Genomic DNA, 25,541 nt, shown 5'->3' on the forward strand with positions numbered 1-25,541 from the left:
ACTATTATCTCTTAGCATTAGGAAAACGCATGCGATATCCAGCGTTTACTTTCCCCTTAGAAATATTGTCTAATTTCTTTTTAATTAATCGTTTCTTTAGTGAAGAAAGTTTGTCGGTAAACAAAACTCCTTCAATATGATCGTATTCATGTTGAAAAACACGTGCAGGTAATCCGCTTAACGTTTCTGTGTGTTTTTCAAAATTTTCATCTTGGTATTCAATAGTAACTTTTTCTTGGCGAAAAACATCTTCATTAACAGTAGGTATACTTAAACACCCTTCGTTAAAAGCCCATTCCTCACCTTCTTCTTTAATGATTTTAGCATTGATAAATACGCGATTAAAGTTTTTGAAAACTTCTTTTTCCTCTTCACTTAAATCGTCATCTTCTGCAAAAGGAGAGGCATCAATAACAAACAAACGAATGTCTTTTCCTATTTGAGGAGCTGCTAAACCAAGTCCGTTAGCATTGTACATAGTTTCTCTCATATCGGCAATTAATTTGTCTAACTGCGGATAGTCTTTATCGATTTCTTTTCCTACTTTACGTAAAACGGGATCTCCGTATGCTACAATGGGTAAAATCATTTACTTTTTAATTTTTAGGAACGCAAAAATACAAAGAATGCTTTGGGTAGAAAATTATTTGTTATATAAATACGATTGTAAGATGATTGTCGCACTTATTTCGTCTACCAAAGCTTTGTTTTGACGTTGTTTTTTCTTCAAACCGCTATCAATCATAGTTTGAAAAGCCATTTTAGAGGTAAAACGCTCATCTACACGTTTTATAGGGATAGAAGGAATCGCTTTTTCAAGTTTTTCGAGAAAAGGAAGAATAAGAACTTCACTTTCACTATCAGAATTATCCATCTGCTTTGGTTTTCCTACTAAAAAAAGTTCAACATTTTCTTTTTGTGTGTAATCTTTTAAAAACGGAATAAGTTTAGAGGTATCCACAGTTGTTAATCCTGAGGCAATAATTTGAAGCTCATCGGTTACCGCAATTCCTGTTCTTTTTTTTCCAAAATCTATGGCTAATATCCTGCCCATTCTATTAAGTTTTTGCAAAGGTAGCTAAATTAAACAAGGAAGAAATATCTGTTTAAAAAATGTATCTTCGCAGTATATTATGGAAAGCAATTTTATTTTTGCTGAAAATATTTTAGAAAAATGACAGAATTACAATCAATTATAGAAAAAGCGTGGGATAACCGCGATTTACTGAAGGAAGAAACTACGATTAATGCTATTAGAAAAGTAGTAGATTTATTAGATGCAGGAGATTTACGTGTTGCTGAACCAACAGACAATGGATGGCAGGTAAACGAATGGGTAAAGAAAGCAGTAGTATTATACTTCCCAATTCAAAAAATGGAAACGTTAGAGGCAGGTATTTTTGAATATCACGATAAAATTCCATTAAAAAGAGGTTATGAAGCAAAAGGAATTCGTGTAGTACCAAATGCAGTAGCTCGTCACGGAGCCTATATTTCAGCAGGAACTATTTTAATGCCTAGTTATGTGAATATAGGAGCGTATGTTGATGAAGGAACTATGGTAGATACTTGGGCAACTGTAGGTTCTTGTGCACAAATTGGTAAAAACGTACACTTATCTGGTGGAGTAGGAATTGGAGGGGTTTTAGAGCCTTTACAAGCAGCACCAGTAATTATTGAAGACGGAGCTTTTATCGGTTCTCGTTGTATTGTTGTTGAGGGAGTTAGAGTAGAGAAGGAGGCTGTTTTAGGTGCGAATGTAGTATTAACAATGAGTACTAAAATTATTGATGTAACAGGTGATGAACCAGTTGAAATGAAAGGAGTAGTACCAGCACGTTCTGTAGTAATTCCTGGAAGTTACACCAAGAAGTTTGCTGCAGGTGAATATCAAGTTCCTTGTGCTTTAATTATTGGTAAACGTAAAGAGAGTACAAACAAAAAAACGTCGTTGAATGATGCTCTTAGAGAGTATGATGTAGCGGTTTAAGAACGTATATGGAAATAGATGTAGTTTTTATGTGGGTTGATGGAAGTGATCCTAAGCATAGGAATAAGATGAACACTTATTTAAATGCAAAGAAAGAGCTTTCGAGTAAAGAAATAAAATCTAGATATAATCAAGTAGATGAAATTGAGTTTGCTGTTAAATCTGTAATTAAAAATGCAAGTTTTGTAAGGAATATTTTTATACTTACAGATAATCAAGTACCTAAATTTTTGTTAGATAAAGAACAGAGAAATAGTTTGTACAAGAAGGTTAAAATGGTTGATCATACAGATGTCTTTAAAGGGTATGAAGAATATTTACCAACATTTAATTCTAGAGCAATAGCAAGCATGCTATATAAAATTCCAGGTTTATCTGAACATTTTATATGTATGTGCGATGATTTTTTTTTAATAAATAAAACATCTCCTGAAGATTATTTCAAAAATAATGTACCTAGGTTAAGAGGGGAATGGAAATCTTTTGATGAAAATATATTACATAAAAAAGTGTATAGATCTTTTTTAAAGTTAATAGGTAAACCAAAAAAAGAAAATTTCGCAGGACATTTTAAAGCTCAACAAATCATAGCAAAAAAGTTAGGATTTAAAAAGTATTATAAGCTACATCATGTTCCTATGCCTATGAGAAAATCTACTTTTGAAGAATATTTTAAAGAAAATCAAAATGAATTTATAAATAATATTAAACATCGATTTAGACACCCTTCCCAGTTCTTAATAGAGTCTTTGGTTAATCACTTAGAGATTAAAAACAGTTCAAGTGAGTTATTGAAAGATTATCAACTTATATATATACAGAATTTTAAAAAACCGATTCTTTGGTTAAAGTATAAGGTGTTAATAAAATCAAAAAATAAAGACAAGCTATTTTTATGTCTTCAAAGTCTAGATCAAGCTTCTAAGAGTAAGCTCAACTTTATTTTAAATTGGTTTGAATTGAAATTTAAATAGCTTTGAATAGAATATCAGAAATATTATTTTTTTTAAAAAAAGGAAGTACAATTCTTTATCCAACCGATACAGTTTGGGGAGTAGGTTGTGATGCTACAAATGAAGAAGCTGTAAAAAAGGTTTATAAATTAAAAAACAGGGAAGAATCGAAGAGCCTTATCATTTTGGTAGACTCTATTGAAATGTTGCAAAATTATATAGAAAACATCCCTGAAAAAGCTTTTGAAATTTTAAAGACATCAGAAAAACCAACTACTATTATTTATAATAGTCCAAAAGGTTTAGCTCCCAATACGATTGCAGTTGATAATACAATTGCTATTCGTATTCCAAAGGACGAGTTTTGTATTCAGTTAATTAGAGAATTTGGAAAACCTATTGTTTCTACTTCTGCAAATGTAAGTGGAGAGCCTACGCCAAAATCATTTTTAGAAATAAGTGAAGAAATAAAACAAAATGTTGATTTTGTTGTAAAGGTCAATATAGATAAGGTTTCAACAAAAGCTTCTACAATTTTAAAAATAGAAAAAGGGAGTATTATAACAATAAGAAAATAGTTTAATAATCATTTTCCTTATACTGTGTTTTGTGATATTAAGTTTATATTTTTGCAAACTTAATATTACTTTATGAGTGCTAAAATACCGAATTATCTAAAATACATCTTTACAAATGTTTTTGTGCTATTTGTATTGCTTTTTATTTTTAGAATTATTTTTTATGTTTTTTTTATAAATAATCTAGCTGTAGATGCTAATGATATTAGTAAAGCTCTTTTTTTAGGTGCTAGGTTTGATTTAAGATTAGCAGTTTTTTCTTATGTGCCTTTGGCATTATGTTATCTTTTCATTAAAAATTTCTTTGAAAATAAAAAGTATAAATCTTTTAGCGTTTATTATAGTGTTATATTATATTTTATAATTCTGGTATTTTATTTGTTTGATTTTGGTCATTTTAGTTATTTAAATTTAAGAGTCAATGCAAACGCACTTCGTTTCCTAGAAAACTTAGGAATTTCTTCAAAAGTTTTTTGGGAAAGTTATCCTGTTTTTAAAGGAGGAATAGGAATTCTTATATTTCTGTTTTTAGTGATAAAACTCCATAAAATAATCTACTCGATTTTCAAAAAGATAGATTTTATATCACCTAAAAAAAATCGAATTGTTTTTGGAGTTTTAGCAGTATTGCTATTAAGCTTAGGAGGTTATGGTAGTTTAAAACATTATCCATTACGTTGGAGTGAAGCTTTTTTTTCAAAAGATAAAAAAATCAATCAGTTTGCACTTAACCCAGTATTATATTTTTTTGATAGTTTTAAATTTAGGTCTGAAGGTTTTGATTTAGAAAAGACAAAAGAATATATAAAAATAACAAACAAACATTTAGGTATAAATTCAGACACGTTAAACTTTACAAGAAAAATAAGCTATAACGATTCTATTAAGCATCAAAAAAAACCTAATATTGTTTTTGTTATGTTAGAATCAACAGGGAATGGAGCATTGAGTTACTATGGAAATCCTGCAAATAGTACTCCTGTATTGGATAGCCTTTTGGATAATAGTATTAATTTTACTAACCATTATGTACATAAATCTACCACAGCAGGTAGTGTATTTTCTAGTGTAACTGGTTTACCAGATGTAGACAATATAAAATCAGCTTCAAGAAACCCTATGATTATTGATCAACGTATATTATTTGACCAATTTAAAGGTTATGAAAAGTTGTATTTTTTAGGAGGTAGTGCTAATTGGGCTAATATTAGAGCTGTTTTTCAATCTAATATAAAAGATTTAAAGATATTTGAAGAAGGTAGTTATGAAGAAGAAAATAGAGCAGATGTTTGGGGTATTGATGATTATGATTTGTTTAAAGAATCAGATAAAGAACTTCAAAAATTACACAATAAAAATATCCCATTTGTAGCTTACATACAAACAGCTACAAATCATATGCCTTTTACAGTACCAGAGGTAAAGGACACCTACCGACCTATACATGAAAAGGAAATAGATGAAGAATTATTAAATAAATCAGCATACCGAAGTTTAGCACAGTTAAATGCTATTCGTTATTTAGATTTTAATATTAAACGATTCTTAGAAAGAGCACAAAAAAGTGGATATTTTGACAATACAATTTTTGTGTTTTTTGGAGATCATCAAGGAGGAATGAAAGATATTAATTATTATAAACCTACAGAAGATAAACTAGGTATTTTAAGGCATAATACACCTTTTTTTATCCATGCTCCTAAATTGGTAAAAACACAAAAAATTACAAGAAATACTCATTTAGTAGACGTTGTACCTACTGTAATGTCCCTAGCTAAAATAAATCATATAAATTATACTTTAGGTATTAATGCTTTAGACTCTACGAGGACAAACCATTTTTCTTTTATTTATAGAGATATTGATGGAGAACCTGCTTCAGGAGTTATTCAAGACTCTTTATACTTTTATCAAACAGTATTTAATAAAAAATCGAAACTCATTAATTTAAACACCAATAGTTTAGATGATATTAGTAAAGAATATCCTACTAAAACAAAAGAAATGGATAGTTTATTAAATGGTTTTTATCATAGTACAAAGTATTTGTATTATAAAAATAAAAAGAAATAACACAATATAATATAAGGTTATTACAGCGTAGTATATGCAAAAACAATATTTTAAAGAAGCCATTTCTGCAGAAATATTTCAATATATATCTCAAGCAGCCAAAGAATTGCAATTAGAGAGTTATGTAATTGGTGGCTTTGTACGTGACTTTATCTTACAACGTGGTACAGCCAAAGATGTTGATGTGGTTGCAGTTGGAAGTGGAATAGATTTAGCACAAAAAGTAGCTGAATTACTACCCAATAAGCCAAAGGTTCAAGTATTTAAGACTTACGGAACAGCTATGTTACGTTTTCAAGATATTGAAATAGAATTTGTTGGGGCTAGAAAAGAATCATATTCAGAAGAAAGTAGAAACCCTAAAGTTTCTGAAGGAACTTTAGAAGACGATCAAAATAGGAGAGATTTTACAATTAATGCTTTAGCATTAAGTTTAAATGAAGATGATTTCGGATTGTTACTTGATCCTTTCGGAGGAATGGCTGATTTGGAAGCTAAAATAATTAGAACTCCGTTAGATCCAGATATTACCTATTCTGACGATCCACTACGCATGATGCGTGCCATTCGTTTTGCTACACAATTGAACTTTGAAATAGAAGAACAATCATTAAATGCAATAACAAAAAATTCTTCGAGAATTAAAATTATAACTCGTGAACGCATTGTGGTTGAACTGAATAAAATATTGGAAGCTCCAGTTCCATCAACTGGATTCTTGTTACTTGAAAAAACAGGCTTATTAGATCTAATTATTCCTGAATTAACTGCTTTAAAAGGGGTAGAAGAAGTAGAGGGACAAAAGCACAAAGATAATTTTTACCACACCTTAGAAGTAGTTGATAATATTTCTGAGAATACGGAGGATGTTTGGCTTCGTTGGGCAGCATTGTTGCACGATATTGGTAAAGCGCCAACGAAACGTTATCACAAAAAAATAGGTTGGACGTTCCACTCTCATGAATTTGTGGGATCGAAGATGGTATACAAGTTATTTAAACGTTTAAAAATGCCATTGAACAATAAGATGAAATTTGTTCAAAAGATGGTGATGTTGAGCTCTCGTCCGATTGTTTTAGCGAGTGAAGTGACAGACTCTGCTGTACGTCGTTTAATTTTCGATGCAGGAGATGATGTAGAGTCTTTAATGACTTTATGCGAAGCAGATATTACAACGAAAAACCCAAAGAAATTTAAACGTTATCACAAGAATTTTGAGATTGTTCGTCAAAAAATTAAAGAAGTTGAAGAACGTGATAGAGTGCGTAATTTTCAACCTCCAATTACAGGAGAAGAAATAATGGAAGCTTTCAATTTGCAGCCTTGTAGAGAAATAGGTCAGATAAAAGAAGCTATTAAAGAAGCCATTTTAGATGGCAAAATACCTAATGAACACGAGGCTTCTTACCAGTTTATGTTGGAAAAAGGAGTACAGTTAGGATTAAAAACAAATCAATAAAAAAGAGAAGCATTAGCTTCTCTTTTTTTATTATCCTAAAGACTGCATTTCTACAAGTTTTTTATATGTTCCGCTTTTAGATATTAATTCTTCATGAGTTCCCTGTTCTACAATTTTACCTTTTTTCATTACTACAATCATATCTGCTTTTTGAATGGTAGATAAACGGTGTGCAATTACAACTGAAGTTCTATTTTGCATCATTTTTTCTAAAGCATCCTGTACTAATTTTTCTGATTCTGTATCTAAAGCCGATGTTGCTTCATCTAAAATCATGATCGGAGGATTTTTAAGTACAGCACGCGCAATACTTAAACGTTGCTTTTGCCCTCCAGACAATTTATTTCCACTATCTCCAATATTGGTATCATAACCATTTGGTAAATCTTTAATAAACTCGTGTGCATTGGCTATTTTAGCAGCTTCAATAATTTCTTCGTTGCTTTTACCTTCAACTCCTAAAGTAATGTTGTTTTTTACAGTATCGTTAAATAAAATAGAGTCTTGTGTAACTAAGCCCTCTAGTTGTCTTAATGACTGTTTTTTAAGGTTTCTTATATCTATTCCATCAAGTAGAATGGTACCTTTATTTACATCATAAAAACGAGTTAATAAATTAGCAATGGTTGATTTACCACTTCCTGATTGCCCTACTAAAGCAATCATTTTTCCTTTAGGAATAGTTAAGGAGAAATCTTTTAAAACATATTCATTTTCGTATTTAAAAGAAACGTTTTCTATAACAATTTTAGTATCAAAAGTCTTCTTATCAACAGCATTGTGAATATCTTTTAAAGGATTGCTAGTTTCTAAAACTTCTAAGATACGTTCAGCAGCAGCGTTTCCTTTTTTAACTCCGTAGCTAGCTTTAGAAATAGCTTTAGCAGGTGTTAAAATATTATAAGCTAATCCCATATAAGCAATGAAGTCTTCTCCTTGTAACGTGCCTTCTTCTAAAACTAATATACCTCCATACCAAAGTAATACAGCAATAACACCAATTCCCAAAAACTCACTAGCTGGACTTGCTAAATTTGTTCTATTAAGTAGAGTATTAGAAAAATGGTAAAAACGATTGGTTGATTTTTCAAATTTCTGTTGAAATTCTTTTTCAGCAGTGAAGCCTTTAATTACTTTTAGTCCTCCTAAAGTTTCTTCTAAAAGCGATAAGAAATATCCCTGTTCTTTTTGTACACTATCTGATTTTCGCTTTAAGCTTTTACCAATTAGAGAAATAACATATCCGGAAATAGGAATAAAAACAAACACAAAAAGAGTAAGTTTAAAGCTAATAGCTATCATTGCAGTAATGGTGAAAATAATAGTTAAAGGCTCTCTTACCAACATTTCCAAGATAGATAAAAATGAATGCTGGATTTCCAATACATCAGTCCCTATTCTAGCCATGGTGTCACCTTTTCTTTTTTCAGAAAAATAGGAGATAGGTAATTCTATAGTCTTTCTATATAAATCATTTCGAATATCTTTTAAAACACCATTTCTTAAAAAAGTAATGAAATACATAGCTAAGTAGTTAAAAATATTCTTAAAAAAGAACGTAGTTATAACTAAACCTACAACAACCATTAACGTTTTTGATTTATCGTCACCAGCAATTTCATATACATAATAAGAAACATTAGCCTTAAAATAGTCGATTATTTTTGTAACACTTTCAAAAACTGGTTTTTCAGTTACTTTAATAGTATTTGGTTTAAAGATAACCTCTAACATAGGCATTAATACCAAGAAAGAAAGTGTAGAAAAAAGAGCATATAAGATATTAAATAATACATTTAAATAGCCATACTTTTTATATGGAATAGCATATTTAATAATCTTTTTAAAGTAGTCCATTATAGGTTTAATTTTTTTATAATTCGTTGTATTTTGGTGTCTAGCTCTTCTTCTACTGCCTTAGCATTGGAAATATCATTTAATTTACTATTAACGCTAAAGTAGAATTTAATCTTTGGTTCAGTACCACTTGGGCGAGCGGCAATTTTAGTTCCGTCTTGGGTTTGATAGATTAATACATTTGATTTAGGAATATCAATTACAGTTTCTTCACCAGTTAGTAAGTTTTTTCTTATTGAAGATTGATAATCATACAAATATTCAACTTTAGTACCATCTATTTCAGTTAATGGATTGTTGCGTAAATCAATCATCATTTGTTTGATTTGTTGCGCACCGTCCATTCCTTTTTTCACTAAAGAAATCAAATGTTCTTTGTATAAATGATGACGTGTGTATAAGTTTAATAATTCTTTATAAAAAGAACTATTATTAGCTTTTGCATTAGCTGCAATTTCACAAGCAAGTAGGGCAGAGGTAACTGCATCTTTATCGCGAACAAAGTCACCTACCATATAGCCAAAACTCTCTTCGCCACCACCAATAAAATTAAGATCTGGGTGATCTTTGATCATTTTAGCAATCCATTTGAAACCTGTTAAACCAACTTTAGTTTCAACTCCATAAGAATCGGCGATTTCATTGACCAAATTAGTAGAAACTATCGTAGATCCTACGAATTGCTTTCCGTTTAGTTTTCCTTGTTTTTTCCAATCGTTGATTAAGAAATCGGTCATCATACTCATGGTTTGATTTCCGTTTAACAAGGTCATGTTTCCATCTATATCTCTTACTGCTATTCCAATTCTATCTGAATCTGGATCAGTTCCTAAAACAATATCGGCGTCAATTTTATTAGCTAAATCTACGGCCATTTTAAGAGCTGCTGGTTCTTCAGGATTTGGAGATTCAACCGTAGAAAAATCACCATCAGGAATGGCTTGTTCTTCAACAATATGAACCTGTGTATATCCCGCACGTTTTAAAACTTCAGGAATTAATTTGATTGAAGTTCCGTGTAATGAAGTAAATACAATTTTTAAATCTTCACGTCCTTTTATATCAAAAGTACCATTGGCTAAGGAAGCTTTCCAAAAAGCTTCATCTATTTCACTTCCTATAGAAGTAATTAATTCTTCTTTCGTATTGAAATTGATTTCAGAAAAAGCTAACGAATTTACTTCATTAATGATTTCTGTATCTTGTGGAGGTACTATTTGTCCGCCATCATTCCAATATACTTTATATCCGTTATATTCTGGTGGGTTATGAGAAGCTGTTAAAACAATTCCAGCATCACACCCTAAGTAATTTACAGCGAAAGACAATTCTGGAGTTGGACGCATATCTTCAAATAAAAATACTTGAATGTTATTTGCTGATAATACATCGGCAACCACCTTTGCTAACCATTCACTATCATGACGGCAATCATAACCGATAGCTACTTTTAACGCTTTATTAGGGTATGTTTTATGTAAGTAATTACTTAACCCTTGGGTAGCCTTTCCTAAGGTATATTTATTAATTCGGTTAGTACCTGCACCTACAACTCCACGCATTCCACCCGTTCCGAATTCTAGGTTTTTATAAAAGCGATCAGCTAAATCCTCAGCACTAGAGCTGATTAATTGCTGAATTTCTTGTTGTGTTTCTGAATCAAAAGTGTCAGAAAGCCATTGTTTAGCGTTGTTTAAAATCTCTTTCATGTGTAAAATTTAAAAACATACAAAGATACGGGTTTAAAAGTTCAGTTTTTCTTTGATTGTATAATGTTTTTGTTGCGGATTACTCTTAATAATCAGCTCGCCTAAAAAGCCTGCTAAAAATAAAAGTGTACCTAAAACCATAGAGGTTAAGGCAATATAAAACCAAGGGTTACTGGTAACAAGTATTGTTTTGGTACCTGTAGAGAGATGGTAAATTTTCATCGCTCCAATATAAAAGGCTGAAAGGAAACCAAATATGAACATTAACGTTCCCCACAAGCCAAAAAAGTGCATAGGACGTTTTCCAAATTTAGATAAAAATGAAATGGTTATTAAGTCTAAAAATCCATTTACAAAGCGATCCATACCAAATTTTGTCTCTCCATATTTTCTAGCTTGATGCTGTACTATCTTTTCATCAATACGGTTGAATCCTTCATTTTTAGCTAGCACAGGAATGTATCTGTGCATTTCACCACTTACTTTTACAGCTTTCACTACTTCATTTTTATAAGCTTTTAGTCCGCAGTTAAAATCATGTAATTTTAACCCTGATGTTTTACGTGCTGCCCAATTGAATAGCTTAGATGGAATATTTTTAGTGACTACATTGTCATAGCGTTTTCTCTTCCATCCAGAAATTAAATCAAAATTATCTTCAGTGATTAAACGGTATAGTTCAGGAATTTCATCCGGACTGTCTTGTAAATCGGCATCCATGGTAATTACAACGCGCCCTTGTACTAAGCTAAAACCAGCGTCTAAGGCTTGGGATTTCCCATAATTCTTCTGGAATTGTAAGCCTTTTACTTCTTGGTGTTGTTGCGATAACTCATGTATTATTTTCCAAGAATTATCAGTACTACCATCGTCAATAAAGATAAGTTCATATAAAAATTGATTGGATTGCATAACTTTTGCAATCCAATCATATAATTCTGGTAAAGATTCTTCTTCGTTAAGAAGTGGTATTACTACCGATATATCCATATATTTTATTCGATGTTAAAAAAAGGTAAAGTTACGAAGTATTACTTTTATGTAAAACTTTTACTACTTTAAACTATTTTTAATATTGATCTTCTTCTGTTTTTTTCATGATAGCTCCTCCGATGGCAGATACTACAAAGCCAAGAAAAATATAAAATAAAAACCCTAAAGCATCTCCAATAAGAGTTCCTTGAAATTTAGATTGCATAGCTAATTGAGTATCAACTTGCTCGTCTGTTAAACCAGCATCTAGTAATTTTTGAGTTTGGAATTCGTTTAATTGGTTATAGAAATCTGGTTCAATAAGGCCAGTGAAAATATGACTATAGATAATACTTATTAAAGCGCCAATAGCAACAACACCTACACCTATTTTTAAAGCTTGCCCCCAGGTTAAAAAAGAATTATTATCTTTTTTAAATTTTTTAATAGCTAAAATAGGAAGAGCAATAATACATGCAGCTAACACAATCATATTAATTATTCCTCCCACAGTATCGAAGGTCATACCCAAAGCATAAATTATAAGGTTGGTTAAAACTATAGCTCCTCCGTAAATTAACCCATAGTTTAAAATAATGTTTTTGCTGTTTGTTTGATTTTCCATTGTGTGAATTTAGTTAGTGATACAAATATATTCTTTTTTTAATGTTACGTTTATTTAATACTGGTAAAAGCAAAAAATAACAACAACAAACTATTAGTATTCAAAAACTTAGAAATGTTACAGTTTTTTTATTGAAATTTTGTTGTTTTTTACGAAAAAATGGTTGTAAATTTGCATCGGCAAGTCCTACACAACCAGCTCCCTTTGAATCCCCCAGGGCGGGAACGCAGCAAGGGTATTAGGTCGTAGCGGTGTGATGTAGGTAGCTTGCCTTTTTTTGTATTCAATAGTTTCGTTTATTCCTCTTCTTCGTTTTTTATTTTCTTATCACTTCTAGGGTGATGATCTTCTACTACTTTTTTAAGAAAACTAGTATCTAAATGCACATAAATCTCTGTAGTTGTAATACTTTCATGTCCTAATAATTGTTGAATAACACGTAAATCAGCTCCATTCTTAAGTAAATAGGTCGCAAAAGAATGCCTTAATGTATGCGGACCAATACTTTTTTGAAGATCGATTTTTTGGGCTAACTCTTTTAGAATTATAAAAATCATTTGTCTAGTTAAACGTTTTCCTCTTCTATTTAAGAAAACAGTGTCTTCATCTTCTTTTTTTGGAGTAATTTGAGACCTGATTTCATTAATATAAAAGCTAAGTCTATGAATTGTTGTAATGTGTATTGGAACAAAACGATATTTATTTCCTTTTCCTAGTATGCGTATATATCCTTCGTCGAAGAATAAATCGGATAATTGTAAATTAATCAACTCACTCACACGAAGACCACAACTATAAATAGTTTCAATAATAGTCTTGTTGCGTTCCCCTTGTGGATGACTTAAATCGATAGCAGCAATTAATTTATCTATATCTTCTTTTTCTAAAGTATCAGGTAATTTTTTAATAATGTTAGGGCTTTCTACTAAATCAGTTGGGTTGTCTTCTCGATAATCTTCAAATACCAGAAAATCAAAAAAGCTACGTAAACCTGAAATTAATCTAGCTTGACTACGAGCATTGATACTTTTACTAGTTTCATAGACGAATTGCTGAATAGTTTCTGCAGTTATATGAATTGGAGAAGGGGAGTTTTCTAGATTATCTAAAAATAAAAATAGCTTATTTACATCCCTTTGATAGCTGTCTATAGAGTTTTTTGAAAGCCCTCTTTCGATTTTTAAATAGTTAGTATAATCAGATATAGCTTGTTTCCAGTTCATTATAAAAAGAGGTGTTTTTTTTAGAAAAAGACATTGTTAAAAATAAAAATAAAATTATTTTTGCAGCACAAACTTAAAATTATAAATTTAAAAATTATGAAAAAATTATTAGTAGTAATTGCTATGGTAGCTGCTAGTTTTACAGCTAATGCACAAGAAGCTAATGGACAAACAGCAAAAGGGAAGTGGTTAGTAGAAGGTAACACAGGATTTGGAGCTGCTCATGAAGCTGCTACAGGATTCCAATTATCTAATAGAGATACACCATCTGGATCAACTACAACTTGGGGAATTGGAGCTGAAGCAGGTTATTTCATTATGGATGATTTAGCAATTAAATTAGGATTAGGGTACAATGATAGAGGTAATGACGATGCTTTTTCTTACAAAATCGGAGCAAAATATTACATTTCTAGTATGATTCCAGTACAAATTGATTACTCAGGAGCTTCTTATGATGCTTATGATGCGTCATATTTAGGATTCCAAGCAGGCTATGCTATTTTCTTAGGAGATATGGTAAGTATAGAGCCAGGTTTAAGATATAACTTAGGTTTAGGTGATACAGAAGATATTAACACATTCCAATTTAATGTAGGGTTTGCTTTACATTTCTAAGAAATATATCAATAAAGAGTAAAAAAGGGATGCACATGTGCATCCCTTTTTTATTTTAAGTATAAGTGTTTTGCTATTAATGATTTAGGTGTTAAAATATATTTGTAAGACTTTTTTTTAAAAAAAAGAGCAACTAGATTCTTAATTAAATGTATATTTGCCGGCTCAAAACAAAACTTATAAAACAAAAATTATGAAAAAATTTTTAGTAGTTGCTATGATGGCTTTCGGTTTAGCTGTTAATGCACAAGAAACAGAATTAAACGTTGGTGGAACTATCGGTTTACCTTCAGGAGATTTAAATAGTGATTTATATGATGTTTCTGGAGCAATTGAAGCTAATTATTTATTTAATGTAGCTGAAGGATTTAAAGTAGGACCATCTGTATCTTACTTACACATTAACGGAGACGGACCAGATTTAGGTTACTTACCTTTAGCTGCTGCTGCTCGTTATGATGTATCTGAGAAGTTTGTAGTTGGGGCTGACTTAGGTTATGGAATTGGAGTTTATCAAGATGGTCAAGAAAGTGGATTCTATTACAGACCAGTTGTAGGTTACAAAGTGACTGAAAAAATCACAATTCAAGCTGATTACAAAGGAATTAGTGTTGATGGTGCTAACGTTGCTACATTTGGTTTAGGAGGAGTTTATTCTTTCTCTTTATAGTAATAAACTTTACAATAAGAAAAAAGGAAGCAAATTTGCTTCCTTTTTTTATGCTTAAAAGTTAAAAAGAGTATTTTTACTTTAGAAAATATTAAGAATGAAAAAAGTAATCATAATTAATGGGCCTAATTTGAATTTATTAGGGAAGCGTGAACCAACTATTTATGGATCAAGCACTTTTGAGGACTATTTGAAAGAATTAAAAAATAAATATGTAGATATTCAGTTAGAATATTTTCAGTCGAATATTGAAGGAGAAATAATAGATAAACTGCATGAAGTTGGTTTTGATTATAATGGTATTATTCTAAATGCAGCAGCGTACACCCATACTTCTGTTGGTATTGGCGACGCTGTAAAAGGTATTGAAACACCTGTAGTTGAAGTACATATATCTAATATACATGCCAGAGAAGAGTTTCGTCATGTAAGTTATATAGCTCCGAATGCAAAAGGAGTTATTTTTGGTTTTGGCTTGAAAGGGTATGAATTAGCACTTCAAAGTTTGTTGTAAATACCAATAACGTATTCCTAACAATACAAATAAAGGAATCGTAGGGTAAGTATATAACTGTACTTTAGTTAACCATACAATTGGTATAATTATTAAAAAAAATAATAGAACTAGACAGTATTTGTAAATCCAAAGAGGCGGCTCATTTTTTAACAAGAAAAAAGCTATGATAAGATTTGGAGCAAACGCCCATAAAAAGTTAAAGTTATTTGGAGCTGTGGAGTGATTGGTAAAGAACCATAAGAACACAATTAACAATCCTAAAGTTCCTGTGGTGAAAAATAAAACAAAATCAAGCCATTTACTTCTTTTAGAGTTTTTAATGTCTTTATAAGTAATAAATAATCCCAGTAGAGAGAATAATAAAATAATTAAAAACGGACTAAGAGCATCACTTTTTGATTCTTTCTCTTTAAAATCGAGCAAAATATTAGTTTTTTGTACTAAGTTTTCTTCTTTTTCACCTTTAATTACCCTAGATGCTTTTAAAGCTTCAAAAACATAATCGGGCAGATATAAATATTCTAAAGGTGTTGCAATTTTATCTAATTTACTTCCCAATGCAATATTAATTCCTAAACTACCCCAAGTGTTCGGATTGATTTCTTTGTTCATTAATTGTCTTAGAGATTGTTTTTTAGTAACAAAATCATCCTTAAAAACTAAATTATCATTTGTGATTTTTTGAATTATATCACGAGGTCTAGTAGCGCAGTTATCAAAAAAAGGGTCGTAAAAATAGCTTGCATTTTCAGGCAGAGAATTTGTTTCTAAAAACTGAAAGAACTCATTTCTTTGTTGCTGTGTTAAATTTAAAATTTGCTCTTTAACCCAACGTTTGTCTTGTTGAGCACTTTTTAAAGATAAATGAAAAGGATAACGAGCTAATTTATATTTCATATATCCTTTAGTAAAGTTTACATAAAAGTTAGGGTCGTCAAAATCAAAAATACCATAGTTGTAGAGTAAATCTAACTGTAAAACGGGATCTTTCACACGGATAGCTGTGTGTCCAAATTTCTCATATAAAGCTTCTCCAGGACCAGAAGTAATGATACTGATTTGAGAAAACTTAGATAAACCTAAAGTATTAACTCTTTGAGAAAAACCTAGGTTAATAACTACTAAACAAAGTAAAAGAAATACATGTTTTTTTATCATCATAAGGACCTGAGAGGGTTATTATTGGTGTTTATACAAATATCATAAATCTGATTAATATAACTGAGGATTTTTTAGGTTATTGTTTAAGGTTTAATTCCAAGAGTTTCATGAATAAACTTTGAAATCCGTTGTTCTAACCACCTGTTTTCTGTATTAGAAAAAGAAGATATAAAGCCAACATGTCCACCATAATTTGGTGTGGATAAGTAAAAGTTTTTCATGTTTTTAGCTTCTTTTATTGGGTAACACTCTTTTGATAAAAAACTATCATCTAAAGCATTTATGAGTAATGTAGGTACTTTTATTTCAGGAATGAAAGGTTTTGCACTTGCTTTTTCCCAATAATCCTCTGAACTTTTAAATCCAAAAACAGGAACTGTATATTGTTTTTCTAAATGTCTGAATTTACTTGCTTTGAATAAAAGTTCTTTGTCGAGCTGAAAATCAGGAAACTTTTCGGCTTTTTGTAACAGTTTCAACTTCATGGTACGTAAAAACTCATTTAGGTAAATTTTGTTTTTTAGTTTGTTTAATTCGGCTTGAGATGATGTTAAATCCACAGGGACAGATACAGCTATTCCTCCTTTTATTTCGGAAGGAATATTGTTATACTCTCCTAAAAACTTCAGTGTTAGGTTACCTCCTAAGCTAAAACCAATAATTATAATATTTTCGTAATTATAATTGCTGTTTAAATGTTTAATAATAAACTCAACATCATCAGTTTTTCCACTATGGTAAGTTTCTAAAAGTAAATTATCTTCTCCGCTGCAACCTCTTAAGTTCATGCAAACTGTATCGAAACCAATATTGTTTAAATGATTAGATGTTCTGATCATATAGTTTGATTGAGAACTTCCTTCTAGTCCGTGAATTAATAACACAAGTGATTTAGATTCTACTATGGAAAAATCTAAATCAATAAAATCAGCATCCCAGGTTGTGACTCTTTTTCGGTTATATTCAATAGTGTCTTTCATGAATAAAGGTCGGTAAACAGTGTTGAAATGAGCACTTTTAAAAGGTAAACTAGGAGAAAATGTATCTGAAATGATTGGCATAATACTATTTTATAGCTTTTTAAACAAAGATGACAAAAAATAGCTAAAATGTAAAAACCATTGAATGATTTCTTATTTTAGCTGTAAATTATGAATACTATGAATATTAAAAAATATATCCCTAATTTATTAACTTTAGGAAACCTGTTATGTGGTACTATTGCTACTATTTTTGCTATAAAAGGTGATTTTTTTGCCACAGCAATTTTGGTAATGCTAGGGATACTTTTTGATTTTTTTGATGGATTTGCCGCTCGTATGTTAAAGGTACAGGGTGAATTAGGAAAGCAGTTAGATAGTTTAGCAGATATGGTAACGAGTGGGGTAGTACCGGGAATTGTAATGATGCAAATGTTGGTGAATGCTTTAGACATAGATGCTGTTGGATATTTTGGAGTTGATGAATACGGAGCAACAGGTAGTAACTTACCATATTTAGGATTATTGTTAACACTGGGAGCTGGATATCGTTTAGCGAAGTTTAATATTGATGAACGTCAATCTGATAGTTTTATAGGTGTGCCGACACCAGCAATGAGTTTATTTGTGATTTCATTGCCATTAATAGCTCAATTTGATAAAGAATCGTTTTTAATAGGTTTTATTGAAAATCAATATTTTTTGATGTTAATTACAATATTATTTACGTATCTAATGAATGCTGAAATTCCTTTATTTTCTCTGAAATTTAAGAACTTTTATTTTAAAGATAATGTGATTAAGTATGTGTTTTTAGCTTTGTCAGTTATATTAATTGTAACGCTAAAAATAGTAGCAATTCCAATAATTATTCTTTCTTATGTAATACTATCTATAGTAAATAATTCAGACAAAAAGCTTTCTTTAAAATAGAATTAGTTACCCTTTTAAATAAAACAAAAAAGCACGTTATAAATCAACGTGCTTTTTTGTTTTTGAAAGTTGTTTTAGGTGTCTTTTTGAGTTTTAAAAATATTACTTATAAAATGGTAATTGTCTAAAGATATTTTATCTTCAACAAAGACTTTACTTATAAGTTTGTTTTTTGATAACTCTCCTTTTTTATACACATCCCAGCTTTCGTTATTTCTATTGGTTAATATAATTTTATCAGCGTTTATTTCAAAGTTGCACCAATCATTATAATTAGCTATTTTTTTATAGCCATGATCAGAAACTTTAATGTTTCCTTTCACCTCTAAGCCTTTTATATCAATTGAAAGATTACAGAAATCAACAAAGCTCATATTATCGGCAGGTACTACAAGAAATGAATTAACATTTCCTTTTTTTCTATATAGTTTAAAACCTTCTTTTAAATTATGAGTGCGGTATGCTTCTGAGAAAGAAGAGAAGATATCTTCTTCTTTTGCGTTTTCAATTATAAAATGATTTTGTGTTACAGCTTGATTATCAAACTTCTTCTTTTTAAGCTCAAAATCCTTTCCAAGATATACTCTACGAACAGTTTCGTCTTCAGCCAGTTCTTCAGGAGTTCCTTCTTTTAAAATACCTCCATTATACATTAAGTAAGTTCTATCTGTGATTGCCAATGTTGCTTGTACATCATGATCGGTAATTAAAATACCAATATTTTTATTTTTCAGCTGTGCTACAATTCCTTGAATATCTTCCACAGCAATAGGATCTACACCAGCAAAAGGCTCATCTAATAAAATGAATTTAGGGTCAGAAGCTAAACAACGTGCTATTTCTGTTCTACGACGCTCGCCACCAGATAACAAATCACCACGGTTTTTACGTACATGTCCTAAACTAAATTCATCAATTAGTTCTTCTAAGCGTTGTTTTCTTTCAGCTTTAGTTCTGTCAGTAAATTCAAGAACAGACATAATATTATCTTCCACTGAAAGTTTTCTAAAAACAGAAGCTTCTTGTGCTAAATAACCAATTCCTTTTTGAGAACGTTTGTACATAGCATCGGTAGTAATTTCTTCATCATCTAAAAAAATATGACCATCATTAGGTTTAATCATTCCTACTATCATATAAAAAGAGGTTGTTTTACCAGCTCCGTTAGGACCTAATAATCCAATAATTTCACCTTGCTCAACCTCTAAAGAAATTCCTTTAACTACTCTTCTACTACCGTATACCTTTTGTATGTTGTCTGCTCTTAACTTCATTTATTTTTGTTGAAAATAGAATTGATTAAAGAATAAAAGTAACAAAACTGTTTCTTAAAAACTTCTTAAATCAATTTATACATAAATTAAGCTTCGTTTTCTAAAGCTTCCCAAAACTCTACAGCTCTTCTTAAATGAGGAATAACAATAGTACCGCCTACTAATGTAGCAATGCTCATGGTTTCCATCATTTCCTCTCTTGTTACACCATTTTTATATGCTGTTTCTAAATGGTAAGCAATACAGTCATCACAACGTAATACAGCAGAAGCTACTAAGCCTAAAAGTTCTTTTGTTTTTACGGGAAGATGTCCTTCTGTGTATGCGTTAGTATCTAAATTAAAAATACGTTTGATTACTTTATTGTCTGAAGCTAAAATCTTTTCGTTCATTTTAGCACGATAGTCGTTAAACTCTTGGATTTTTTGTGACATTTTTTTGTTGTTTTTTTATGACAAATTTTGATACATATATACTCATCTCATATAAGATCATAATAGGAACTGATACTATTATTTGGCTAGCCACATCTGGAGGTGTAATAATTGCAGATAATACCAACACCACTACTAAGGCGTGCTTACGATATTTTCTTAAAAAATCTGGTGTAATCAATCCTATCTTAGAAAGAAAGAAAATAACTACAGGAAGTTCAAAAAATATAGCTACGCCTAATAATGTGTTAGTAATAAGACCAATATAGGCTTCTAATTTAAAATTATTTTGTATGGCGTCTGATATTTCAAAATTATAAAAGAAGTATACAGACATAGGTAAAATAACATAATAGCTAAACAAAATACCTAGAAAGAATAGAAAAGAAGAAGTAAAAATAAATCCTTTTGATTTTTTCTTTTCACTTTCGTGTAAACCAGGAGCTATAAATCGCCAAAATTCCCATAAAATATAAGGAAAAGCAACTACAAAACCTAAAATTAGAGAAGACCAAATCCCTGTCATTAATTGTTGAGTAGGATTTAAAGCTTGTAGTGTTTGTTTGAATTTTATTGTACAAAAGCTACTGTCAATTCCAATAGAAGAAAATACTTTACAAAAGAATTGATAGGTTGCAAAATCGGGTTTTAGATGAGCTAAAAGTATCTCGTTAAAAACAAAATTAATGTTTGCAAAAATTACAATTGCAACAATAAAAATAGCTACAAAACTTCTTACTAAATGCCATCTTAGCTCTTCAAGATGGTCTAAAAAAGACATTTCTTTTTCTGCCATCTTAAAATATTCCTTCTTTAATTAAATCGTGTAAGTGAACTACACCTACATAATTGTTATTAATGTCAGTAACTAAAATTTGAGTGATATTATTGTTTTCTAACGTGTCTAGAGCTTCAACAGCCATAGCATCTGCATCAATTGTTTTTGGTGATGTACTCATAATATCAGCAGCGGTAAGTTCATCTATCTTTGTCGTTTTACTTAACATTCTACGAATATCTCCATCAGTAATGATTCCTGTAATTTTATTATTAGTATCAACAACAGCAGTCACACCTAGACGTTTTTCAGAAATTTCTACAATTACTTGGGTAACTTTGTCGATACTTTTCACCTTAGGTAATTCGTTATTTTTAATAAGGTCAGAAACTCTTAAGTATAACCGCTTGCCTAAAGCACCTCCAGGATGATATTTTGCAAAATCACTACTTGAAAAACCTCTTAATTCTAATAAGCATACAGCTAAAGCATCTCCTAAAACTAACTGAGCTGTTGTGCTAGTTGTTGGAGCTAAGTTATTAGGACAAGCTTCTTTTTCAACAAAAGAATTTAAAAGGAAGTCAGCATTTTTTCCTAAGAAAGAGTCAGGATTCCCTGTTATAGCGATAATTTTGTTGTTATAGTTTTTAATTAAAGGTACTAAGACTTTTATCTCAGGAGTATTTCCACTTTTAGAAATACAAATAACTACATCGTTATCCTGTACGTTACCTAAATCACCATGTATAGCATCAGCAGCGTGCATAAAAACAGCAGGTGTACCTGTTGAGTTAAAAGTAGCGACCATTTTAGTTGCAATATTGGCACTTTTTCCAATACCAGTTACAATAACACGACCTTTTGAATTAAATATAAAATTAACAGCGTCCGTAAACGAGCTATTTAATAAATTTGCTAAATTAGCAATAGCATTACTTTCTAAAAGGATAGTTTCTTTTGCGGTTGAGAGAATAGCGTTTGCGTCTTTCAAGTTAAAAAAGTTTTAAATATATTTTAAAGTGTAAAAATAGGAATAATTTGAGAAGAAAATCTTTTTTAATAAAAAGAAAGTTTACGTTATGTATTGTTGGGAATTTTTGTAAATTAGTTCTCGTTTTTAATTTTTGATATTAGAAGATGAATAAAGAGCAGACGGATTTATATGGATCATTAAAAAAAATCTTCGGATTTAACCAGTTTAAAGGGCTACAAGAAGATGTGGTTAACAGTGTGTTAGAGAATAAAAACACATTTGTTATTATGCCAACTGGGGGTGGTAAGTCGCTATGTTATCAATTACCTGCCTTAATGAAGGAAGGTACAGCAATTGTGGTATCGCCATTAATTGCTTTAATGAAAAACCAAGTAGATGCCATTAGGGGTATTTCTGAAAATCATGGAATAGCCCATGTGTTAAATTCTTCGTTGAACAAATCGGAGATTGCACAAGTAAAATCAGATATTGAATCGGGAATTACCAAGTTATTGTACGTAGCTCCTGAATCTTTAATTAAAGAAGAGTACGCTGAGTTTTTAAGAAGACAAAAAATATCATTTGTAGCTATTGATGAAGCGCACTGTATATCTGAATGGGGACATGACTTTAGACCTGAGTATAGAAACCTGAGAAATATTATTAAACAGATTGATAATGTACCAATTATTGGTTTAACTGCAACTGCAACAGAGAAAGTACAAGAAGACATTCTTAAAACTCTTGGAATGTCAGATGCAAATGTGTTTAAAGCATCTTTCAACAGATCAAATTTATTCTACGAAGTTAGACCTAAGACTAAAGATGTAGAAAAGGACATTATTCGCTTTATAAAACAACGATTAGGAAAATCAGGTATTATTTACTGTTTGAGTCGTAAAAAAGTGGAAGAAATAGCGCAAATTTTACAAGTTAACGGAATTAATGCTGTTCCTTACCATGCAGGTTTAGACGCAAAAACACGTGTAAAGCATCAAGACATGTTCTTAATGGAAGATTGTGATGTTGTAGTAGCTACGATTGCTTTTGGTATGGGAATTGATAAGCCAGATGTTCGTTTTGTAATACACCACGACATTCCTAAAAGTTTAGAGAGTTATTATCAAGAAACTGGTAGAGCAGGACGTGATGGAGGAGAAGGTTATTGTTTAACTTTTTATTCGTACAAGGATATCGAAAAGCTTGAGAAGTTTATGGCGAACAAGCCTGTTGCTGAACAAGAAGTTGGACATGCTCTATTACAAGAAGTTGTAGGGTATGCTGAAACATCAATGAACAGACGTAAGTATTTACTGCATTATTTTGGAGAAGAATTTGATGAAGTAAATGGAGAAGGCGCTGATATGGATGATAATATGCGAAATCCTAAGAAGAAGCACGAAGCTAAAGATGAAGTAGTAACTTTATTATCTGTTATTAGAGATACTAGTGAAATGTATAAACCAAAAGAAATTGTAAACACAATTATTGGTAAAGAAAATGCATTGTTAAAATCTCATAAAACAAACGATCAACCTTTTTTTGGTATTGGTAAAGCTAAAGATAATCATTACTGGATGGCTTTAATTCGTCAAGTTCTAGTTGCAGATTTAATCAAGAAAGAAATAGAACAGTATGGAGTTCTAAAATTAACAAAAGAAGGTAAAGAGTTTATAAAAAATCCATCATCATTTATGATGACAGAAAATCACGTTTATAAAACAGCAGATGATGGTACTATTATAACCAATGAAAAATCAGCAGGAGGAGTAGATGATAAATTGGTAGTAATGCTAAAAGATTTAAGAAAGAAAGTAGGAAAACGTTTAGGAGTTCCTCCTTTTGCGGTTTTTCAAGACCCATCTTTAGATGATATGGCATTAAAATACCCTGTAACATTAGATGAACTTGCAAAGGTTCATGGTGTTGGTGAGGGGAAAGCTAAAAAATATGGTAAAGATTTCGTTGCGCTTATTTCAAAATATGTGGAAGACAACGATATTATGCGTCCTGATGATTTAATAGTTAAAAGTACTGGAGTTAATTCTGGATTAAAGCTATACATCATTCAAAATACTGATAGAAAATTGCCTTTAGAAGATATTGCTAAGTCTAAAGGTTTAGAAATGTCTGAATTAATAAAGGAGATGGAAGCTATTGTGTTTTCGGGAACTAAACTTAATATTGATTATGCAGTAGATGACTTACTTGATGAGGATCAGCAGGAAGAAATTCATGATTATTTTATGGAAGCTGAGACAGATAAAATTCAAGAAGCCTTGGATGAGTTTGATGGAGATTATGATGATGATGAATTACGATTAATGCGTATTAAATTTACCAGTGAAATAGCTAACTAAAAAACTTAACAATATGCAAGCAAGTACTTACTTACATTTTAACGGAAACTGCAAAGAAGCAATGACTTTTTATGCGGATGTTTTAGGTGGTGAAATGACAATGTTGATGCAATTTAAAGATGCTCCAGAAGAAGTTTGTAAAAACATTCCTGAAGAAGCAATGGAATTAACAATGCATTGTACTGTAGAAGCAGGAGGTTTCTCTATTATGGGGTCTGATTTTTTAAATGAAAAAGAAGCGTTTACAAAAGGAAATAACTTTGCAGTAAGTATAAATACTGAAGACGAAGATGAAGCAGTTGCTGTTTTTAATGGACTTTCTTCTGATGGGGCTTTTGTTATGATGCCTTTTGAAGAAGCTTTTTGGGGAGGTAAGTTTGGAATGTTAAAAGATAAGTATGGTGTAAATTGGATGGTATCTTTAGAAGAACAAATAGCGTAATGAACCCTAAAGTAACACAATATATATTAGATAAAAATAATTGGACGCAAGAGTTAAATCTCTTGCGTTCTGTTTTTATGGATCTTCCTGTTGAAGAAACTATTAAATGGGGAGCACCTGTTTATGTGCATAAAGGAAAAAATATAGTAGGATTATCTGCTTTTAAAAACTATTGTGGATTATGGTTTTTTCAGGGGAGTTTTTTAGTTGATAAAGAAAAAGTATTGGTAAATGTTCAAGAAGGAAAAACACAAGCAATGCGTCAATGGCGATTTAATGAATTGGGTGAGATTGATACCATACTTATTAAACAATATGTATTAGAAGCTATTAAAAACTCTGAAGAAGGAAGAGAATTAAAAGCTAAAAAGAATACTAAACCCATAATTATACCTAAAGAATTACAGTTAGAATTGGATAAAAACGATAGGTTAAAGGAAACTTTTAACGAGTTTACTTTGAGTAAGCAAAGAGAGTTTATCAATTATATTTCTGAAGCAAAAAGAGTAGCGACCAAAGAAAAACGACTTGAAAAAATAATTCCGATGATACTAAACGGTATAGGACTGTATGATAAGTATAAAAATTGTTAGTTAATTGTAATCTTATCAATTGTAGCAGTTGAGTCACAACGTATAACATATAAGTCAATGTGACTTAAGCTATCTTTTCCAGTTATAAAGTACTCTGCACAAGGTTTTAAACGAGGTTTGCTTTTTCCAAAATCTACATCTCCATTATTTAAAATAGTAGAAATGGTAGTAGTATCAATCTTTGAAGTAGCTAATATTTGCTGAGCGTTATCAGAAAACAAACGCTTTTTTATTCTAATAGTCTTTAAAGTACGAGCATCCATTCCATAATCGAAAGAAACATCTTTACCTTTCCAAATAAAAAGAACGACTAAACTACCTAAGGCAATCCCTATTAAATAATAACCAACACGTTTTAACCACTGCATA

The 25,541-nt window shown here is 30.7% G+C and carries 25 protein-coding genes, 1 other RNA gene and 1 pseudogene; 13 read left to right on the forward strand and 14 right to left on the reverse strand.

The genetic code is table 11. The features are described from left to right. Positions 1-4: 4 nt before the first annotated feature. Entirely contained in the window at positions 5-589 is a 585-nt protein-coding gene (gene def / locus D6200_RS03090; RefSeq protein ID WP_073183938.1) for a peptide deformylase, read from the reverse strand. A 54-nt stretch (positions 590-643) separates the two neighbouring features. Further along, the gene (gene ruvX / locus D6200_RS03095) at positions 644-1,054 is read right to left on the reverse strand and encodes a Holliday junction resolvase RuvX (RefSeq protein WP_047788732.1); all 411 of its coding nucleotides are present in this window, start codon (positions 1,052-1,054) and stop codon (positions 644-646) included. Between the two features lie 120 nt (positions 1,055-1,174). On the opposite strand from ruvX, the gene D6200_RS03100 reads away from it, so the two are divergent. From D6200_RS03100 to D6200_RS03120, 5 genes are all read left to right on the forward strand, one after another. After that, positions 1,175-1,990, forward strand: a complete 816-nt coding sequence (locus D6200_RS03100; protein ID WP_028891899.1) for a 2,3,4,5-tetrahydropyridine-2,6-dicarboxylate N-succinyltransferase — start codon at positions 1,175-1,177, stop codon at positions 1,988-1,990. Positions 1,991-1,998: 8 nt separating this feature from the next. Then, entirely contained in the window at positions 1,999-2,964 is a 966-nt protein-coding gene (locus D6200_RS03105; RefSeq protein WP_073183941.1) for a Stealth CR1 domain-containing protein, read from the forward strand. Positions 2,965-2,966: 2 nt separating this feature from the next. Next, the gene (locus D6200_RS03110) at positions 2,967-3,521 is read left to right on the forward strand and encodes an L-threonylcarbamoyladenylate synthase (protein ID WP_073183943.1); all 555 of its coding nucleotides are present in this window, start codon (positions 2,967-2,969) and stop codon (positions 3,519-3,521) included. A gap of 72 nt (positions 3,522-3,593) precedes the next feature. Beyond that, positions 3,594-5,594 carry an LTA synthase family protein gene (locus tag D6200_RS03115; RefSeq protein ID WP_073183945.1) on the forward strand — a complete coding sequence of 667 codons (2,001 nt, stop codon included), beginning with the start codon at positions 3,594-3,596 and terminating at the stop codon, positions 5,592-5,594. Positions 5,595-5,628: 34 nt separating this feature from the next. Then, a complete protein-coding gene (locus D6200_RS03120) occupies positions 5,629-7,053 on the forward strand; it encodes a CCA tRNA nucleotidyltransferase (protein ID WP_047788737.1) in 1,425 nt (474 codons plus the stop codon). Between the two features lie 30 nt (positions 7,054-7,083). Here the strand turns inward: D6200_RS03120 and D6200_RS03125 are convergent, their stop codons facing one another. The 4 genes from D6200_RS03125 to D6200_RS03140 form a co-directional block, all read right to left on the reverse strand. After that, the gene (locus D6200_RS03125; protein WP_047788738.1) at positions 7,084-8,910 is read right to left on the reverse strand and encodes an ABC transporter ATP-binding protein; all 1,827 of its coding nucleotides are present in this window, start codon (positions 8,908-8,910) and stop codon (positions 7,084-7,086) included. After that, entirely contained in the window at positions 8,910-10,619 is a 1,710-nt protein-coding gene (locus D6200_RS03130) for a phospho-sugar mutase (RefSeq protein WP_073183947.1), read from the reverse strand. Before D6200_RS03130 ends, D6200_RS03125 begins: the two co-directional genes overlap by 1 nt. Before the next feature lie 33 nt (positions 10,620-10,652). Continuing rightward, complete coding sequence (locus D6200_RS03135; RefSeq protein WP_073183949.1) at positions 10,653-11,609, reverse strand: glycosyltransferase family 2 protein; 957 nt, start codon at positions 11,607-11,609, stop codon at positions 10,653-10,655. A gap of 79 nt (positions 11,610-11,688) precedes the next feature. Beyond that, positions 11,689-12,216 (reverse strand): DUF4199 domain-containing protein, encoded by a 528-nt coding sequence (locus tag D6200_RS03140; RefSeq protein ID WP_073183952.1) that lies wholly within the window; start codon positions 12,214-12,216, stop codon positions 11,689-11,691. 177 nt (positions 12,217-12,393) lie between these two features. On the opposite strand from D6200_RS03140, the gene ffs reads away from it, so the two are divergent. Then, positions 12,394-12,492, forward strand: an RNA gene (gene ffs / locus D6200_RS03145) — signal recognition particle sRNA small type. Positions 12,493-12,512: 20 nt separating this feature from the next. Here ffs and xerA read toward each other — a convergent pair. After that, positions 12,513-13,439: a site-specific tyrosine recombinase/integron integrase gene (gene xerA, locus D6200_RS03150; protein ID WP_073183955.1), complete on the reverse strand. Its 927-nt coding sequence runs from the start codon at positions 13,437-13,439 to the stop codon at positions 12,513-12,515. Positions 13,440-13,535: 96 nt separating this feature from the next. Here xerA and D6200_RS03155 point away from each other — a divergent pair, with 96 nt between their 5' ends. The 3 genes from D6200_RS03155 (at position 13,536) to aroQ (ending at position 15,241) form a co-directional block, all read left to right on the forward strand. Further along, a complete protein-coding gene (locus D6200_RS03155; RefSeq protein ID WP_073183958.1) occupies positions 13,536-14,057 on the forward strand; it encodes a hypothetical protein in 522 nt (173 codons plus the stop codon). A gap of 193 nt (positions 14,058-14,250) precedes the next feature. Further along, positions 14,251-14,727, forward strand: coding sequence for an outer membrane beta-barrel protein (locus D6200_RS03160; protein ID WP_073183960.1), 477 nt, complete (start codon positions 14,251-14,253; stop codon positions 14,725-14,727). 97 nt (positions 14,728-14,824) lie between these two features. Beyond that, positions 14,825-15,241 carry a type II 3-dehydroquinate dehydratase gene (gene aroQ, locus D6200_RS03165; protein WP_073183962.1) on the forward strand — a complete coding sequence of 139 codons (417 nt, stop codon included), beginning with the start codon at positions 14,825-14,827 and terminating at the stop codon, positions 15,239-15,241. On the opposite strand, the gene D6200_RS03170 is transcribed toward aroQ, so the two are convergent. After that, entirely contained in the window at positions 15,218-16,405 is a 1,188-nt protein-coding gene (locus D6200_RS03170) for a lipoprotein N-acyltransferase Lnb domain-containing protein (protein ID WP_240627197.1), read from the reverse strand. The genes aroQ and D6200_RS03170 overlap by 24 nt on opposite strands. Positions 16,406-16,488: 83 nt before the next feature. Next, complete coding sequence (locus tag D6200_RS03175; protein WP_073183965.1) at positions 16,489-17,466, reverse strand: YheT family hydrolase; 978 nt, start codon at positions 17,464-17,466, stop codon at positions 16,489-16,491. Positions 17,467-17,571: 105 nt separating this feature from the next. On the opposite strand from D6200_RS03175, the gene D6200_RS03180 reads away from it, so the two are divergent. Further along, positions 17,572-18,318 carry a CDP-alcohol phosphatidyltransferase family protein gene (locus tag D6200_RS03180; RefSeq protein ID WP_073184177.1) on the forward strand — a complete coding sequence of 249 codons (747 nt, stop codon included), beginning with the start codon at positions 17,572-17,574 and terminating at the stop codon, positions 18,316-18,318. 539 nt (positions 18,319-18,857) lie between these two features. Here D6200_RS03180 and lptB read toward each other — a convergent pair. The 4 genes and pseudogenes from lptB to D6200_RS03200 form a co-directional block, all read right to left on the reverse strand. Next, positions 18,858-19,592, reverse strand: a pseudogene (gene lptB, locus D6200_RS03185) (LPS export ABC transporter ATP-binding protein); the annotation flags it as partial. An 86-nt stretch (positions 19,593-19,678) separates the two neighbouring features. Further along, the gene (locus D6200_RS03190; protein WP_047788746.1) at positions 19,679-20,026 is read right to left on the reverse strand and encodes a carboxymuconolactone decarboxylase family protein; all 348 of its coding nucleotides are present in this window, start codon (positions 20,024-20,026) and stop codon (positions 19,679-19,681) included. Next, entirely contained in the window at positions 20,001-20,822 is an 822-nt protein-coding gene (tatC, locus tag D6200_RS03195; RefSeq protein WP_047788747.1) for a twin-arginine translocase subunit TatC, read from the reverse strand. Before tatC ends, D6200_RS03190 begins: the two co-directional genes overlap by 26 nt. 1 nt (position 20,823) lies before the next feature. Then, the gene (locus D6200_RS03200; RefSeq protein WP_047788748.1) at positions 20,824-21,795 is read right to left on the reverse strand and encodes a KpsF/GutQ family sugar-phosphate isomerase; all 972 of its coding nucleotides are present in this window, start codon (positions 21,793-21,795) and stop codon (positions 20,824-20,826) included. Positions 21,796-21,941: 146 nt separating this feature from the next. Here D6200_RS03200 and D6200_RS03205 point away from each other — a divergent pair, with 146 nt between their 5' ends. Genes D6200_RS03205 through D6200_RS03215 form a run of 3 tightly spaced genes read left to right on the forward strand, consistent with a single transcriptional unit; the run spans position 21,942 to position 25,172 of the window. Then, positions 21,942-24,137: a RecQ family ATP-dependent DNA helicase gene (locus tag D6200_RS03205; RefSeq protein ID WP_047788749.1), complete on the forward strand. Its 2,196-nt coding sequence runs from the start codon at positions 21,942-21,944 to the stop codon at positions 24,135-24,137. Positions 24,138-24,150: 13 nt separating this feature from the next. Beyond that, positions 24,151-24,579 carry a VOC family protein gene (locus D6200_RS03210; protein WP_073183967.1) on the forward strand — a complete coding sequence of 143 codons (429 nt, stop codon included), beginning with the start codon at positions 24,151-24,153 and terminating at the stop codon, positions 24,577-24,579. Then, positions 24,579-25,172, forward strand: a complete 594-nt coding sequence (locus D6200_RS03215; protein WP_073183969.1) for a YdeI/OmpD-associated family protein — start codon at positions 24,579-24,581, stop codon at positions 25,170-25,172. The genes D6200_RS03210 and D6200_RS03215 overlap by 1 nt, the downstream gene beginning before the upstream one ends. On the opposite strand, the gene D6200_RS03220 is transcribed toward D6200_RS03215, so the two are convergent. Beyond that, positions 25,169-25,540 (reverse strand): DUF4258 domain-containing protein, encoded by a 372-nt coding sequence (locus D6200_RS03220; RefSeq protein WP_047788752.1) that lies wholly within the window; start codon positions 25,538-25,540, stop codon positions 25,169-25,171. The genes D6200_RS03215 and D6200_RS03220 overlap by 4 nt on opposite strands. Position 25,541: the final 1 nt, after the last annotated feature.

Origin of the sequence: Tenacibaculum mesophilum (assembly GCF_003867075.1) — a bacterium.
GTDB lineage: Bacteria > Bacteroidota > Bacteroidia > Flavobacteriales > Flavobacteriaceae > Polaribacter > Polaribacter mesophilus.